Source organism: Brevundimonas sp. DC300-4, assembly GCF_049897365.1.
Taxonomy (GTDB): Bacteria; Pseudomonadota; Alphaproteobacteria; order Caulobacterales; family Caulobacteraceae; genus Brevundimonas.
In genome coordinates, this window is sequence record NZ_JAFCWC010000008.1 from 76,847 (window position 1) to 91,622 (window position 14,776).

Here is a 14,776-nt window from a genome sequence, read left to right on the forward strand (position 1 = left end):
CGGACGCCCGGAATCGCCCAACGATTTCAATGGCCGGAACTTTTTAGAGCCTTTATCGCAGGCGCCCTCCGAACCGGGCGTACACTTCTCCCGTCCCGTCGCGAGGGGAAGGCGTCCTGGGCCCAGGAGCCGGACGTGCGAGGGGGCGCGATCGAGCGGGAAACTGCATCGCTGCGCGCGGCCGAGGACCCTGATCCGGCGACGACCTGGATCCGTGGAGGCACGAACCGGCGCGGATGCAGGACTGTCTGCGGGGTGACAAACCGTGGAGCCCGGAGGGACCTGACACCCTCCGCCCGTCGTGGGCTTAGGTCGGACTGGGTTTAAGCGGCGCAAAGGTCCGGGGGTCGAACAGACACTACCCCGGCAGGCTGCACGAAGCCCGTCACCGGCCGCTCGCGTGAACCGGTCGCGACGGAGCCCCGGCGCGAGCCGAAAATTCTCATCCGGTCCCCGTAACGCGAAAGCAGGGGGCCATATCGGTTCCGGGCGACCGCCCGGGCTCCGTCGACTTCCCCGACCCGTTCACAGCGGAAGAACGATGACTCACGTCCAGCCTTCTCCCTCCCCCGAGGGGGAGGGAGAAGGCCGAACAATATTGCGCCCTCTGCGGCCATCATGTAAAACGTGCTTGTCATTTTGGAGGAAAGACACATGAGCAACTGGCTAAAGGCGATGAATCCCTCGAGCCCGATGACGACCGAGGCCGATGCCGAACGCGGGGCCAAGGCCAGTGCGATCTCGATCTTCATCGGCGTCGTGGTCGGCGTGATCAGCCTGGCCTGGACGCTGGCCAATCCGGCGGCGATGAGCGATGCGCTCGCGACCGCGTCACAGGGCGATCCCGCTGCTGCGGCGATGGCCGATGCGTCGCTTCAGGCCGGGCTCTGGATGGCTGGCGGAATGATTGTGATCCAGCTGATCCTCGGCGTCGTTCAGTGGCGCAATCCGGGCAAATTCATCGCCGTCCTGTTCATGGTCCTGATCGCCCTGGGCATCGCCATGAGCCTCGCGGCGCCCCTGTTGTCCGCCTCCATGCCGAACGTGCCCGCTACCCCGATGTGGCAGATCGCCTTGTCGGTCGTCGTCATGGTCGTCCAGTTCATCCTGCACGTCACGGGCCTGAAGGGCATCAAGCAGCTGGACCGGATCCAGATGGAGCAGTCGCGCTAATCCGGGTCCGCTGAACTGTTGGGCCGTCGGTCCTGCGCTCCGGTTCCGGGGACGCGGGACTGGCGTCGCCAGCGGATGGACAGGGTCGCGTCGCCCTGTCCGCCGAACTGGGAGCTGATGGCGATGTTTCTGCGCACCTGCCATTCGACATTGACCGCCGCCCCGCCTTCGCCGCCGCCGATGATTTCCAGATAGACGTTGTCGGTGATGTAGCGGCCGCCCGCGACGGTCAGGGCCGAGGCCTCGCCGCCGAACGACAGCCGGTCCAGCCCGGCCAGTTCGCGCAGGTTTCCGATCACATCGAAGCCGCCGCCACCTGCCAGCGAGGCCACCCCCGCCGCCAGCTGGGCCGCCTCGAACGGCGACAGCTGCGACGCCGAACGTCCGAACAGCACCTGGGACAGGATCTCGTCCTGGGGCAGAGCCGGTGTGGAAGTCAGCAGGATCTCCGGTCGCGCCGCCGTCCCGGTGACGCGGATGGTCGCGGTCAGTGCGGGATCCTCACGCACCGCCGACAGGTTCAGCCGGATGCGGGCCGGGTCGGTGGACAGGGCGATGGAGCCCCGATCGTCGAAGACGAATCGCTTGCCCGCGAACTCGTAGTCGCCGCGCACGATGGTGGCGTTGCCGCTCAGAACAGGCTGGGCCACCGTGCCCCGTACACGGGCGTCGACATTGAGCAGGACGTTCAACCCCCTGCCCGCGACCTGGACGTCGCCGCGCGAACGCAACCGGATGTCGAGGCCGATCTGGGGACCCCGGCTGGGACCGTCGTCGTCGGTCTCTACGGGATCGCCGCCGGGGCGGTTGATCTCGACGACGTCCATGCCGACGATGCCGTTGGAGCCCGGCGGATTGGCCTCGATCCGGGCCTCGTCGATGCCGATCGCGCCCGCCAGCTGGATGTTGCCGTCGGCGGCGCGGACCACGGTCAGAGGACCCGAGGCGCGGGCCTCGGCGATATCGTTGTCGATGATGCGGAAACGGGTCAGCGCCAGTTCGAAGTTCGAACCCGAACCCTCGCGCAAACCGATCCGGCCGCCGCCAGACACCGTGCCGCCCGAGCCGTCGGTGGCGGTGAAGGTCTGGATCAGGGCTGTCGCATCGTCGAACCGGCTGGCCAGGGTGACGTCGTCCAGCGTCAGGCCCACGCCGTTGTCGCGGAAGCGGCCGTCCCGCAGGTTCAGCCGCCCGTTGATCAGGGGCGCCGCCAGGGTGCCGCCCAGGGTCGCGTTGCCGTCGACCTGACCGGCCAGGGTGCGTTCGCCGCCGAAGAACACGTCCCAGATCGGCTGGATCTGACCGTGGACCTCGACCTCGCCCGACATCGAACGGGTGCGGACGATGGCCAGGCGCAACGGCGCGGCCGACGCCTCGACCGGCAGGGTGATGTCTGCGGTGGCGCGCACGGCGTCGGTCCCGGCTGCACTGGCCTGGATTCTGAGCGCGTCGTTGACCAGGGTCGCATTGATCGAGCCGTCGACCGACAGGCCCCGGGGCGCATCGACGCTGCGGAGCTGGGCCAGGTTGACGTTGGCGGATCCCGACAGGTCGTCGCCGGCGCCGCGCAGGGAAACACGGCCCGTAACGCGGCCTCGCAGATCGGGCGCGATGGAACCCAGCTCGACGCTGGTCAGATCCGCCTGGATGACGACGGCGTCCGAGTCCTGGCGGATTTCGCCCATCAGGACGCCGCCGCCCACCGACAGATCGAGACGGGCGACACGACCGTCACCGGCCAGGGCGATGACGGCGGGGCTCCGGGTGGAGAAGGCGATTTCGCGAACCTTGCCACCGCCGCTCAGGGTGATGCTCTGGGCCTCGCCCCGCCGCGAATAGACGCCCGTGCCGTCAAAGGAGACGGGCGTATCGCCGCCGACATCGGCCTTCAGGGTGAAGGGCAGGCGTTCGAGCGTGCCGCGGCCGTCCAGCTCGAACGTGCGGATGACATAGGTCGAACCGGCCAGACGGACATTGGAGCCGGCGACGTCGAGGATAGCGGTTTCCCCGCCTGCGCCTTCGCTCAGACGGATGCGACCGTCCGCCCTCCCGGAGGCCAGGAAGGCTCCGGGACGAGCTGTAAAAGTCAGGTCGGCGCTGGACGGCGTATTGTTGGCGAGGGCGACAGACCCCTGGGCGGTTATCCCTCCGGCATTCAGGTCGACCTCGGTCAGGCGGATGCGATTTCCGCCGAGGAAGAAGTTCCCGGCCGCCCGGGCGGGGCCGTAGTTCGATCCCGCCGTCATGATGATATTGCCGTCGGAAGCGTCCGCGCCCTTGCGGAAACTCAGGATCAGGTCGGCGTGGGTCAGGGTCAGCGGGCCGGCCGCGATACTGCCGAAGGCGGCGGTCAGGTCCACGCGCGGCTGCGCCAGGGTGCCGGTCAAGGCGCCGGCGCCGGTCATGGCTCCGTCGATAGCGAGGGGGCCGACACCGAAGGGGCCGCGGGCGTTCCAGTTCAGGGCCAGACGCAGACGGCCCTGGGGCTCGATCAGACCGCGCGCCGAGGCCGTGCCGGCAGCGCCGGTCAGGAGGCCCCGTTCGACGGCGATACGGCCGTCGTCGAGGCTCCCGGCGAGTTGCAGACGCGGCGTCGCGCCGAGCAGTCGATCCAGTTCGGCCATGCCGGTGGCGAGACGGCCGCCGCGACCGTCAAAGGTCAGGACCCATGGCGCGCCGCTGCGGGCCGAGGTTGCCTGGATCGGCCCGCCGAAGGTTCCGCGCGCTCCGGTTCGGATGCGGCTGACATCGGTGACATCGGCCCGGCCTTGGAAGCCAAGGCCGCCCGTCAGGCCGCGCCCGCCCGAGCCGGTCACGGTCAGGGCCTGACCGCGCACGTCGACCTTCTGAAGCAGGATGGCCCCGTCGGCGAGGCGCGAGGCCTCGAAGGACAGGCGAGGCGCGGCCCCCAGAAGCGCGCCGACGATACCCTCGCTGCGTCCCCCGGCCACGGCGAGATCGCCCGTCAGGCCGATGCGGCCGTTATCCGCAGAGATGTCGAGCGGGCCCGCAATGGCCTGCGCCGCATAGCTGGCCAGAGAGGCATTCGCCAGGCGGACGTCGCCGTTCAGCACCCAGCGCTCGGCGTCCCCGGTGAAGACGCCGGACCAGGTCGCCGCCCCGCCGCTGGTCGTGCCGACGAGCCGGGTGACCGACCCGGTCGAGACCGTCAGGGCCACGCCATCCGGCGCGCTGCGGCCGTCGAGATGGATCATGCCCTGGGCGCTGGACTGCAGGTTTTCGGAGGTCAGGCGCCAGGCCATGCCCTGGACGTTCTCCCGGGTCGCGTCGGGGATGGCGGCGAAGCCGAAGCGGGCGGTGCGACCGATGCGTTCGACGAAGGGCGCTAGCAGATCGGACCCGCTGAAATCGAAATACCCCGAGATGCGCGAGCCCTCGGGGCCATAGCGTCCCCGAATGGTCAGCGGTGTGAAGTCGCCGGTGCGTACCGTGGCGTTGACGATGTCGCCGTTGACGAGGGCCGAGGCGAAAAAGGGCTGGTCGGGCGAATAGCCCAGCGATCCGGCCAGCGGACCACCTTGCGCTTCGCTGGCGCGAAGGTTCAGGCGCAGATTCTCGGGCCTGGCGCCGACGGTGGCTGCAACACGCAGGAAGTCGCCCGGCCGGTTCAGGCTGTAGGCGCTGACGGTCGCCGTCTTGTCACCCGTGCGCGGGACGCGGGCGTCGCCGGTCAGGCGCCAGCGACCATACTCCTGGGAGAAGCCTTCAAGGAGTTCGACGTCGGCCGTGAACCGGTCGATGTCGATGCTGATCGGCATGGGCCGGGGCGGCTTGCCGTCCGGCGGATCGAGCTCCGGCCGGCGGATCAGACGGATCGACCGGGCGGTGATGTCCGAGGCGTGGAACCGCCGGGTGACCAAGGGCCAATAGCTCCAGTCCACGCGGACGTCGCGCGCCTCCAGCCAGACGCCCTTTTCATCAGTGATGGTGACGCGGGCGAGGGTGAAATCGTCGAACAGATCGCCCTGGAGACCCTCGACATTGATGCGGCCGTAGCGGCTGATCTTCTTGCCGGCGACGAAGCTGGTGACCAGATCGCGCCCCGGGCCGGAGACCAGATACATCCGGCCGCCGAAGGCCAGGATCAGGGTCAGGGCCAGCAGGCCCATGAGCGCGAAGCCGCCGAAAAAGGCGATGGCCTGAATCCGGGTACGACGGCGCTTTTCGGCCTTGGCCGGCGTTTCCGGCGCTTCGGGCGTGTCGGGAACGAGCTCGGTCAAAATGCCTGGCCGATACTGACGTAGACCTGGAAGCCTGCGTCTCCCTCGCGTTTGTCGAGCGGGAAGGCGATGTCGGCGCGGATCGGGCCGAAGGACAGGTTGTAGCGGGCGCCGATGCCCACGGCGTAGCGCAGGTCGGAGAAGTCTGGCGTCTCGGCAAAGCCGATCGCCCCGGCATCCACGAAGCCGACGACGCCGAAACCCTTGCCCACGTCGTGCCGGACCTCGGCCGAAACCTCGAACAGCGAAAGACCCCCGCGCGGCGTGTTGTCGGGCAGGCGCGGTCCGACGCCCTGGTATCCGTAGCCGCGCACCGATCCCCCGCCGCCGGAATAGAACAGCCGGTCCGACGGGACGCTGAGTTCATCGCCGCCGAGGATCGAACCCAGTCGCAAGCGGCCGGCCAGGACGGTGCGGCCGTTGTCCTGGACCGGCATGTAGGCGGTGGTCTGGGCCTCGGTGCGCAGGAACAGGACGGTGTCCTCACCCGCCACCGCCGTCGGCTGGACATTCAGCGTCATGCGCCAGCCGGTGGTGGGGTTCAGCGGGTCGTTCGATTGATCGATATAGGCGCTGCCCCTGGCGGTCAGGATTGCCAGATCACGGTCGAAGCTGACGGGCGCCCGGGTGATCGGATCGAAGCGGTTCTCGTTGTATCGACCGGCGTCCAGACCGACGCCGTAGCTGTAGTACGAGATCTTGCCGATGCGCTGGCGAAGGTCGGCGGACACGACGGCGGCGGTCCGGCGATAGGCGTCGGTGTCCTCGTTCACTATGGCGGCGGATAGGGCCAGGGTTTCGCCCGGCGTGCGCCAGTGGGGCAGGCTGAGGTCGGCGCCGATGCGGCTGTCGATCGTGGCGAGACGCGCTTCGAACCGCAGGGTGTCGGCGCGGCCGAAGCGATTGTACCAGGTCCAGAGTCCGTTCACACCTGAACCGTCGGCGGTCGAGAAGGTCGCGCCGGCCTCCAGGATGCGGCGCGGCCGGTCGGTGAGTGTGACGACGATGGGCCGGTTGCCCGCCGGGTTGGTTTGGTCTGCCGGTGTCAGGGCCACCGCGACTCCGTCGTAGACGCCGGTCTCCAGCAGCCGCCGCTCCAGTTCCGCCACCAATTCGGGGTCGTAACGCTGATCCTCGTTCCACGGCGCGAGGCCCATGACCCAGGCGGGATTTGTCGGGCCGCGCGTCTCCACCCGCACGCCGTCGAGGCGAACCAGGGGGCCGGAGTTGATGTTGAAGGTCGGTGCGACGGTGAGGGCGGCGTGATCGACGACGACGCGACGCGGTTGTGTCACGGCATCGGGATAGCCTTCGCGCGCCAGCCTGGCGATGATCCGGCCTTCGCCGGCGATGATGTCAGCAGCGCGACCCGGATCTCCGGGCTCGAGCGCGATCTCGGCCTGGGCCGTGCGTATGACCTCGGGCGCAGGCTCGGGCGTGATCCACTGAATGGTCGGGGCGGCGAGGACGAAACGCGGGCCCGGCGTGATCTCGACGATCGCGATCGGATTGTCCTCTCCCTCGACGATGTCCGCCAGCGTGGGCTGGTAGTAGCCTTCGGATCGCAGCAGAGCCTCAACTGAGGCCATCGCGGCGCGAGCACGCCTTCGGGCGTCGAAACCGTTGGTGGGAGGACCGTCGGCCTCGCCGATCGCGCGGGTCATGGCCGTGCGCAACTCGGCGTCGAGGTCGCCGCGGATCTGGGCGCGTGGATCGGCCGAGGCGGTATTCGCGACGCCTATGGCGCCCAAGCCGAAGGCCGCCGCGAGGAACGCGGAGGTGATGCTGCGGAAGGGAGAGGACCTCGACGTCAATATACTACCCTGATCGGCGACATGGTCCGAACTGGACCAGGCTCGCCTGAGGCCCCCCTCAATCAGCGAATCGGGATGACCTTGCGGCCGATCAATAGAACAGGGTTTCGCTCTCGGGCTGAACCGTCTCTTCCGAAGAGCGCTGCTCGGGCGGCAGGGTCGAGTTTGTGGGTGGAGCGTCTGTGGGCGCGGTGGTGTCCGCAGCAGGGACGCCCTGGTCGGTCGCCGACGGCGCGAGGGGCGCTTCAATGGGCGGCGGAGCGGTCTCGGCCTGCTGGGACGCGGGGTCTTCGCAGCCAGCGACGGCCAGACCGGCGGCCCCGAGAGCCACGAGCAACATCAAACGCTTCATTTCAAATCTCCCCCGGAGTGCGGCGTCGGAACGCGCCGTGAACAGCCCTGTTCCATAACTCGTCCCACGTTGCCGGTCACGCTGGATCAACGGTGTTCTGGCAACCAATCATTCTTCTATTGCCGCGACACTCTACCGAACGGGAGAGGGTTCAAGAATGACGGCGAACGGCTATGCCATGATCGCCCAGGTGCGGTTCCGCGAACTGAGGACGCGGATCGGTCTGGCGGCGTTCATCGCCGTAACCACGTGGTTCATGACCCATACCTTCTGGCCGGCCGTGTGGTTCGGGGCGGTGGTGGCGACGCAATGGCTCGACTGGGCCGTATTCCGGCCGCTGCGCAAACGGCCGGAGATCGTGCCCTCGTCTGGTTACAAGATCGCGCTTTGCGCCACCGCCTCCGTCAATGTGATCGTCTATTCCGGCATCGCGGCGTATCTGTGGGTTGCTGGCGGCGATGCGGGACGACTGTTCGCCATTGTTCAGGTGGCCGGGGGCCTGCTGCACGTCAGCCTGCATATGCATCACGTGCGGCCGCTGCTGTTCGCGGCGGTCATCCCGCACAGCCTCTATTTTCTCGGCATGCCCATCGTCGGCGCCATCGTCGACGGCAAGCCGCAGGAGATGCTGATCGCCTTGGGCGGCGTTCTGTACATGATGCATCTTGTTGTCGCCGTGCGGCAGAGCTCGATGACCACGACGGCCCTGCAGACCGCGAACGCGGAGGCGCGGCTGGAACGCCAGAAGGCCGAGGTCGCCAGCGCCGCCAAGTCCGACTTCCTGGCCGTCATCAGCCATGAGATTCGTACCCCCATGAACGCGGTCATCTCGGCCGCCAATCTGCTGCGCCGGACGCGGCTGGACCGGGAACAGCGTGAGCATGTGTCGATGCTGCTGGACGCCGGCGACGTGCTGGTCGGCCTGTTGAATGACGTGCTCGACCTGTCCAAAATTGAGGCGGGCAAGATGACGCTCGAATCCTCGGTGATGGACCTGCGCGAGAAGCTGGGCTCGCTGGGCCGGCTCTGGGGCCCCAAGGCCGAGGCCAACGGAGTGCGGCTGAAGATCGAGATCGAGCCTGATGTGCCCGACTGTGTCCGGACCGATCCGCTGCGCCTGCAGCAGATGCTGTTCAACCTTCTGTCCAACGCGGTGAAGTTCACGGACGACGGCGCGATCACCGTCGCGGTCGACTGGCGGGCGAAGGACAATCATCTGATCATTGCGGTGACCGATACCGGCGTCGGTATTCCGGCGGACCGCCTGGCGCGCATCTTCGATAGTTTCGAGCAGGTCGACGCGGGCACGACGCGCAAATACGGCGGCACCGGCCTCGGACTGGCGATCAGCCGCCGGCTGGCCGAGATCATGGGCGGGAGCCTTGCCGCCGAGAGCGTCGAAGGCGAGGGCTCGACCTTCGTACTGAGCCTGCCGATGGAGGCTGTGGCCAAGCCGGCGACCGAGGCGCGCCGTCGGGTGGCCGAACAGGCGGGGTTGCAGGGCAAGGTCATCCTTGCCGCCGACGATCACGCAGTGAACCGGCGTATCCTGTCCCTGCTGCTGGAGCCGCACGGTTGCACCATCCTGCTGGTCGAGAACGGGGCCGAGGCGGTGGAGGCCGCGAAGACCCAGCGGTTTGATGCCATCCTGATGGACATGCAGATGCCGGTCATGGACGGCCTGGAGGCCACGGCCCAGATTCGGGCCGGGGGGCTGAACCGCAGCACGCCGCTGATCGCCCTGACCGCCAACGCCATGGACGATCATCGCACCGCCTGGGACGCGACGGGGGTCTATGCCTTCCTGACCAAGCCGATCGATCCGGTACTGCTGGCCGCGACCCTGGCGGAGGCCTGCGCCGGGTCGGTTGAAGAAACGAACGCACAGGTCGCCTAGGCCCAGCGAGAGAGGGCTTCAGTCAAGGAAAGCGATGCCGACGGCTCAATCGGCGCCACCCGGCCATCGAAACGGGGGGCCGGCGAGGGCTGGAGCGGAGAGCCGGCGAGGGTTTCTCGAGCGTGATTGTGCGGATGGTCGGCGGCCTCTGCGAAGGTCAGCACTGGCGTGACGCAGGCTTCGGTTCCCTCGAAATGGGCGGCCCACTCGTCGCGGGTCCGGTCCGCGAACAGTTCCGTGAACCTGGCTTCCAGCGACGGCCAGCCGCTGACCGGGAACTGAGGCGCATCGGCGGCCTCGAGATCCAGTCCGGCGAGCAAGGCGGCGTAGAAGCGAGGCTCCAGCGCTCCAACCGCGACGAACCTGCCGTCGGCGCAGGCGTAGCAGCGATAGAAGGGCGCGGCGCCGTCCAGCAGATTGGCGCCGCGCTCGCCGGACCAGTGGCCGCTCGCTGTCATGGCGAAGAACAGGGCGGACAGCAGAGCCGTGCCGTCGGTCATGGCGGCGTCGACGACGCGGCCCTTGCCGGTGGTCCGCGCCTCGATGATGGCGGCGAGCACGCCTGTCACAAGCAGCATGGCGCCGCCGCCGTAGTCGCCGACGAGGTTCAGCGGCGGGACGGGCGGGCGACCCGCCTCGCCCATGGCGTGCAGCGCGCCGGTCAGACCGATGTAGTTGATGTCGTGGCCGACGGTCTGGGCTAGCGGACCCGTCTGGCCCCAGCCCGTGACCCTGCCGAAGACGAGCTTCGGATTGCGGGCGGCGCAGTCCTCCGGCCCAAGACCGAGTCGTTCCAGCACGCCGGGGCGGAAGCCCTCGATCACGGCGTCGGCGCTCGCGATCAGGTCGAGGACGCGGTCGCGGTCGGTGGGCGACTTGAGGTCGACGGGCACGGCGGTCCTTGCCCGGTGCATGACGGCGTTTCCGACATCGCCGAAGACGCCGGCCCCGTCAGCGCGGCTGAGGCGCAGCACATCGGCCCCCATATCGGCCAGGACCATGCCGGCGAAGGTCACGGGACCCAAGCCGTCGAACTCGATGATGCGTACGCCGGAAAGAGGTTTCATGGAGGCCTTGCTAGCTGCGGTCGTCAGTTTGGTCGAGGTGAGGCCTTGACCCGGCGGGTTCGATGAACCAGAAGGCGCAACCGCGAAACGACCAAGCCGTTTCGGATTTCGGTGCGCGCCCTTAGCTCAGTTGGTTAGAGCATCTGACTTTTAATCAGAGGGTCCTCGGTTCGAGCCCGAGAGGGCGTACCATCTTATCTTTTGTTGGTGGCTCCCGCTGGCGATGCGGTCGCTTGCTGCTTGAGCCACAAGTGTTCTCCTTGCTTTCATGATCGACCGGCCGGCCGCGTGGACTTCGTGCGGGTCGCCGGTATGGTGCGGCACCATTCGGGGAGGACGGACATGCGGAACATCGGGATCATGGCGGCTTCGGTCGCGCTTATCGGGCTGACGGCCTGCAACCAGACCGAAGGCAAGGCCGACGCCGTTCGGGCTCCTGCCCAGACCGCTGCGCCGCAGCCCAGTCAGATGATGCAGGAGACCTTCGTCAACTGCACCTGGGGCGAGACCCAGGGCTCCGGGCTGTCGGTCTGGAGCTATGCCTGTCCGCAGGCCGGCAATACGCACATGGTTCATGACGCCAGCCTGCCGGGCTTCGCGTTGGAGGGGACCTATGACGGCCAGACTGCGCGCAGCCCGACGATTATCGTGTTCAAGAAGGCCGCCGACGCGCCGATCGACGCCGTCCTGGCCGAGATCCGGACCAAGTCGCCGGGGCCGCACACGGCCCAGTGCGTGCTGGCGCGCCCGACCTATGACGGCGTGGCCGAGGGTATCTACCACCTCGTTCCGCCCGAGCCGATCATGGCCCGGTGGGAGGCCTTCTCCTCCGGCGACGGCAACAGCGAGCCGATGGATCCGCCCTGCGGGGATCTGGGCGAGCAGATGTCGGGCGATCGCGTCTTCTATGTGGAGGACGGCGATCCGACGACCGTACTGTGGGTCAATTTCGGCAGCGAGATCCAGCCGTTCACGGCCGAGTCGATCCGGCCGTTGAACGCGGGCTAGGTTTTGGTGCCGTTGCGTCGCGTCCTCCTCTCTATTTCGGTTCTGGCCCTGCTGGGCGGCTGTTCGACCGCGCGGCAGGTGGGGGCCGGTTTCGGCGATGCGGTGACGTCGCCGCTGGTCGACCTGAACGTTCGTCGGGACCAGATCCCGACCGCGCTGCTGCAGGCCCAGGCCAATCCGTATGACCGGCGCAATCTGAACCAGTGCACAACCATCGGCGCCGAGGTGGCGAGGCTGGACGAGGCTTTGGGCCCCGATCGGGACGAGCCGGCGGCGCCCGACAGTCCGACCCTGAATGAACGGACCCAGGACGCGCTCGCCGAGGCAATGTTGGACGCGATCCGGGACGCGACGACGGACTTCATTCCGTACCGCAGCTGGGTGCGGCAGCTGACGGGGGCCCAGGCGCGGTCGAAGATGGTTCAGGACGCGGTCGAGGCCGGGCGGCTGAGGCGGGCCTTCCTGAAAGGGCTGGGCATGCGGGCTGACTGTTCGCCGCCGGCTTCGCCCGCCTGGTTCCGGCCGACGGGGCGGTCGCAACGGTAGCTAGCGGCCGGGCCGGCGCTTGTCGGTACGATCTCCTCTGATCTGGACCGCGCCATCCTTCGAGAAGGCTTCGAACGACGGCTTGTCGATGTTGCGGAACTCGCCGGTGCGGTCCCAGTCCCAGTCGAAGGAGATGCGCTCGCCCTTGTGAGCGAACTTGCCGGACCAGTGGGCGAAGAACGAATATTTGTCGCCGCCAATGATGATGACGTGCCGATGCAGCGCGGTCTCGTTGCCGTCCGGGCGGGGCGGTTCCTCAAGGTAGGTGCTGTAGGCGTGGAAGCCTGACTTCTCGATCCGCATGTCAGTTCGACGTGTGGCGGGTGTGGAAGTCGCGGCGGAACTGTTCGAAGCGGCCGTGCTGGATGGCGTCGCGCATGGAGGCGGTCAGGGCCTGGAAGAAGGCGATGTTGTGCCAGGAGAGCAGGATCTTGCCGAGGATTTCGTCGGCCCGGATCAGGTGGTGCAAATAAGCCTTCGAATACTGCGAGGACGGGCCGTCGATGGTCGGGTCGAGCGGATCCTGGTCCTCGGCGAAGCGGGCGTTCTTGAGGTTCATGGGGCCGTCCCAGGTCCAGGCCTGGCCGTGGCGGCCGGCGCGTGTGGGCAGGACGCAGTCGAACATATCGACGCCGCGATACACAGCCTCGACCAGGTCGATCGGCTTGCCGACGCCCATCAGATAGCGGGGTCGGTCGGCGGGCAGCATGTCGGGCGCGTAGTCGAGGACCTCGCACATGGCCGTGTGGCCTTCGCCGACCGCGAGGCCGCCGATGGCGTAGCCGTCGAAGCCGATCTCCCGGAGCTGGTCCGACGACTGGCGGCGCAGGTCCTCGAAGGTGGAACCCTGCTGGATGCCGAACAGGGCCTGGGTCTCGCGCGTGCCGAAGGCGGCCTTCGAGCGGGCGCCCCAGCGGATGCTGAGTTCCATGGCGGCTTTTGCGGCGGGCTTCTCGGCCGGCCAGGCGACGCACTGGTCGAGCTGCATCGAGATATCGGCGCCGATGCGGTCGGCCTGAATCTCGATCGAGCGTTCGGGCGACAGGATGTGTTTGGAGCCGTCGATGTGGCTGGCGAAGGTGACGGCCTCTTCCTTGACCTTCGAGATGCCGGCCAGGGACATGACCTGGAAGCCGCCAGAGTCGGTCAGGATCGGCTTGTCCCAGCCCATGAATTTGTGGAGGCCCCCGAGCCGCTCCATCCGCTCGGGGCCGGGGCGCAGCATCAGGTGGTAGGTGTTGCCCAGGATGATGTCGGCGCCGGTCGCCTTGACCTGTTCGACGGTCATCGCCTTGACCGTGGCGGCGGTGCCGACCGGCATGAAGGCGGGGGTGCGGATGTCGCCGCGCGGGGTCTTCAGGACGCCGGTGCGGGCGCGGCCTTCGGTGGCGGAAATCTCGAACGGGAAGGGCAAGGGCGGGTCTCGGTAAGGGGAGGCGCGTCTTAGAGCGGGGGTGTGGCCTTGGGAAGACGGCGGGGCGGACTGCAAAACACCGTCCGAAGCGTCCGAAGCGTCCGAAGCGGTCGGGTCGTGCGACTCCAAAAATGGAGTCGATAGAGTCGACAGAGTCTACATCGGGGGCGGTGTGCGAGTGGCGATGTCAAAGATCGGTGGCAGTGTCGCACGGTTTTGAGGGGCGCCTGCGATAAAGGCTTTAAACAGAGCCGGGCCTTGATTTGAAGGGCGGATTCCGGGGATCCGTTGATGGGTATGAGTGTTCTCCCTCTCCCGGAGGGAGAGGGTCAGGGGCGTGGAGGCCGGACCGGCGCCAGCTTCCTGCGTTGTCGCGCCAGCGCCAGGGGCGTGCCGTCGGCGGCCCAGACGGTGGCTTCGTCGACGGTCCAGCCGGAGCCGAAGTCGAGCATGCGGAACTCGAAGAAGGCCCAGCCGTCGGGGCAGTGCCCGGGCGTCGGGTCGGTGAGGATATCGTAGCGGAGGTCGACCGTGGCCATGCCCAGCGGCTTGTCGATGGCGGTCCAGACCGGCGGATACAGCGCGTCCAGCAGGTAGCAGAGGCCGATGACGTCGAGCGGGCCGCCGTCGCGGATCTTCATCCAGCAGCGCTCGATGACGGGGCGGCCGGGGACCGGCTGGAGGATGTGGGGGCCGGTCTCGAAGCGATAGTCGACGTGCTGGGAGAAGCGCCGGGCCATCGGGCCTTCGAGGTCGCGGCCAGTCTGGAGCGCGCCCAGCGGAGGCAGGGCGGCCAGCGGTGTCAGGGCCGCACCGGGGACGTCGTCGCCGAAGGTGGCGCTGGCGTGGTTGGTCAGGCGGTCCTGGCCCTCCCTGTCCCTCTGGGTGACGTCGACCTGGGCGAAGGCGGCGCTGCGGCCGCCGCGCAGCAGCCGGGGCGTGAAGTGGATCGGCTGACCGAACCGGGCCGGGGTCATGTACTGGACCGACAGGCTGCGCAGGGGGGCGGTGATGCCGAGGCCCTGCTGCATTGCGGAGGCGCACAAGGCCGCGATCAGGCCGCCGAACGGGAAGCCGGTCTCCGGCGGGGCATTGAGCCGGCCGTTGGAAAAGTCGCCGTGGAGGTCGGCGCTGAGCGCGCCGTCGTCGCCGGGCGCGAGGGTCAGGGCTTCCGTGATCGTCTGTTCAGGCATCGTCGGTCTTTCCATCTCCCTCCGTGCACCCCGGCGAAGGCCGGGGTCCACGGTGAAAAGAAGGCGGGCGG

The 14,776-nt window shown here is 68.1% G+C and carries 11 protein-coding genes and 1 tRNA gene; 5 read left to right on the forward strand and 7 right to left on the reverse strand.

What is annotated here, in order from left to right; all coding sequences use genetic code 11:
• Positions 1 to 654: 654 nt before the first annotated feature.
• On the forward strand, positions 655 to 1,173 hold the full coding sequence (locus ACP7AZ_RS13050; protein WP_426039069.1) for a hypothetical protein: 519 nt from the start codon (positions 655 to 657) through the stop codon (positions 1,171 to 1,173).
• On the opposite strand, the gene ACP7AZ_RS13055 is transcribed toward ACP7AZ_RS13050, so the two are convergent.
• The 3 genes from ACP7AZ_RS13055 to ACP7AZ_RS13065 form a co-directional block, all read right to left on the reverse strand.
• On the reverse strand, positions 1,170 to 5,414 hold the full coding sequence (locus tag ACP7AZ_RS13055; RefSeq protein ID WP_426039070.1) for a translocation/assembly module TamB domain-containing protein: 4,245 nt from the start codon (positions 5,412 to 5,414) through the stop codon (positions 1,170 to 1,172). The genes ACP7AZ_RS13050 and ACP7AZ_RS13055 overlap by 4 nt on opposite strands.
• Entirely contained in the window at positions 5,411 to 7,228 is a 1,818-nt protein-coding gene (locus tag ACP7AZ_RS13060; RefSeq protein ID WP_426039071.1) for an autotransporter assembly complex protein TamA, read from the reverse strand. Before ACP7AZ_RS13060 ends, ACP7AZ_RS13055 begins: the two co-directional genes overlap by 4 nt.
• Positions 7,229 to 7,319: 91 nt before the next feature.
• Positions 7,320 to 7,580: a hypothetical protein gene (locus ACP7AZ_RS13065; RefSeq protein WP_426039072.1), complete on the reverse strand. Its 261-nt coding sequence runs from the start codon at positions 7,578 to 7,580 to the stop codon at positions 7,320 to 7,322.
• Between the two features lie 157 nt (positions 7,581 to 7,737).
• Between ACP7AZ_RS13065 and ACP7AZ_RS13070 the strand changes: the two genes are divergently transcribed.
• A complete protein-coding gene (locus ACP7AZ_RS13070; RefSeq protein ID WP_426039073.1) occupies positions 7,738 to 9,477 on the forward strand; it encodes an ATP-binding protein in 1,740 nt (579 codons plus the stop codon).
• Here ACP7AZ_RS13070 and ACP7AZ_RS13075 read toward each other — a convergent pair.
• Positions 9,474 to 10,544 carry a CaiB/BaiF CoA transferase family protein gene (locus ACP7AZ_RS13075; RefSeq protein WP_426039074.1) on the reverse strand — a complete coding sequence of 357 codons (1,071 nt, stop codon included), beginning with the start codon at positions 10,542 to 10,544 and terminating at the stop codon, positions 9,474 to 9,476. The genes ACP7AZ_RS13070 and ACP7AZ_RS13075 overlap by 4 nt on opposite strands.
• A gap of 115 nt (positions 10,545 to 10,659) precedes the next feature.
• Between ACP7AZ_RS13075 and ACP7AZ_RS13080 the strand changes: the two genes are divergently transcribed.
• The 3 genes from ACP7AZ_RS13080 (at position 10,660) to ACP7AZ_RS13090 (ending at position 12,098) form a co-directional block, all read left to right on the forward strand.
• Positions 10,660 to 10,736 (forward strand) — tRNA-Lys (locus ACP7AZ_RS13080).
• 150 nt (positions 10,737 to 10,886) lie between these two features.
• Positions 10,887 to 11,552 carry a hypothetical protein gene (locus ACP7AZ_RS13085; RefSeq protein ID WP_426039075.1) on the forward strand — a complete coding sequence of 222 codons (666 nt, stop codon included), beginning with the start codon at positions 10,887 to 10,889 and terminating at the stop codon, positions 11,550 to 11,552.
• 12 nt (positions 11,553 to 11,564) lie between these two features.
• Positions 11,565 to 12,098, forward strand: a complete 534-nt coding sequence (locus tag ACP7AZ_RS13090) for a hypothetical protein (RefSeq protein WP_426039076.1) — start codon at positions 11,565 to 11,567, stop codon at positions 12,096 to 12,098.
• On the opposite strand, the gene ACP7AZ_RS13095 is transcribed toward ACP7AZ_RS13090, so the two are convergent.
• From ACP7AZ_RS13095 to ACP7AZ_RS13105, 3 genes are all read right to left on the reverse strand, one after another.
• Entirely contained in the window at positions 12,099 to 12,401 is a 303-nt protein-coding gene (locus ACP7AZ_RS13095; RefSeq protein WP_426039077.1) for a hypothetical protein, read from the reverse strand.
• Between the two features lies 1 nt (position 12,402).
• On the reverse strand, positions 12,403 to 13,512 hold the full coding sequence (gene tgt / locus ACP7AZ_RS13100) for a tRNA guanosine(34) transglycosylase Tgt (RefSeq protein ID WP_426039078.1): 1,110 nt from the start codon (positions 13,510 to 13,512) through the stop codon (positions 12,403 to 12,405).
• Positions 13,513 to 13,841: 329 nt separating this feature from the next.
• On the reverse strand, positions 13,842 to 14,705 hold the full coding sequence (locus ACP7AZ_RS13105) for an acyl-CoA thioesterase (protein WP_426039079.1): 864 nt from the start codon (positions 14,703 to 14,705) through the stop codon (positions 13,842 to 13,844).
• Positions 14,706 to 14,776 lie beyond the last annotated feature (71 nt).

Coding starts and splice junctions, on each gene's coding strand:
- ACP7AZ_RS13085 (WP_426039075.1), top strand. CDS start 10,887: ATGCGGAACATCGGGATCATGGCGGCTTCGGTCGCGCTTATCGGGCTG.
- ACP7AZ_RS13095 (WP_426039077.1), bottom strand. CDS start 12,401: ATGCGGATCGAGAAGTCAGGCTTCCACGCCTACAGCACCTACCTTGAG.
- ACP7AZ_RS13075 (WP_426039074.1), bottom strand. CDS start 10,544: ATGAAACCTCTTTCCGGCGTACGCATCATCGAGTTCGACGGCTTGGGT.
- ACP7AZ_RS13070 (WP_426039073.1), top strand. CDS start 7,738: ATGACGGCGAACGGCTATGCCATGATCGCCCAGGTGCGGTTCCGCGAA.
- ACP7AZ_RS13105 (WP_426039079.1), bottom strand. CDS start 14,705: ATGCCTGAACAGACGATCACGGAAGCCCTGACCCTCGCGCCCGGCGAC.
- ACP7AZ_RS13065 (WP_426039072.1), bottom strand. CDS start 7,580: ATGAAGCGTTTGATGTTGCTCGTGGCTCTCGGGGCCGCCGGTCTGGCC.
- ACP7AZ_RS13050 (WP_426039069.1), top strand. CDS start 655: ATGAGCAACTGGCTAAAGGCGATGAATCCCTCGAGCCCGATGACGACC.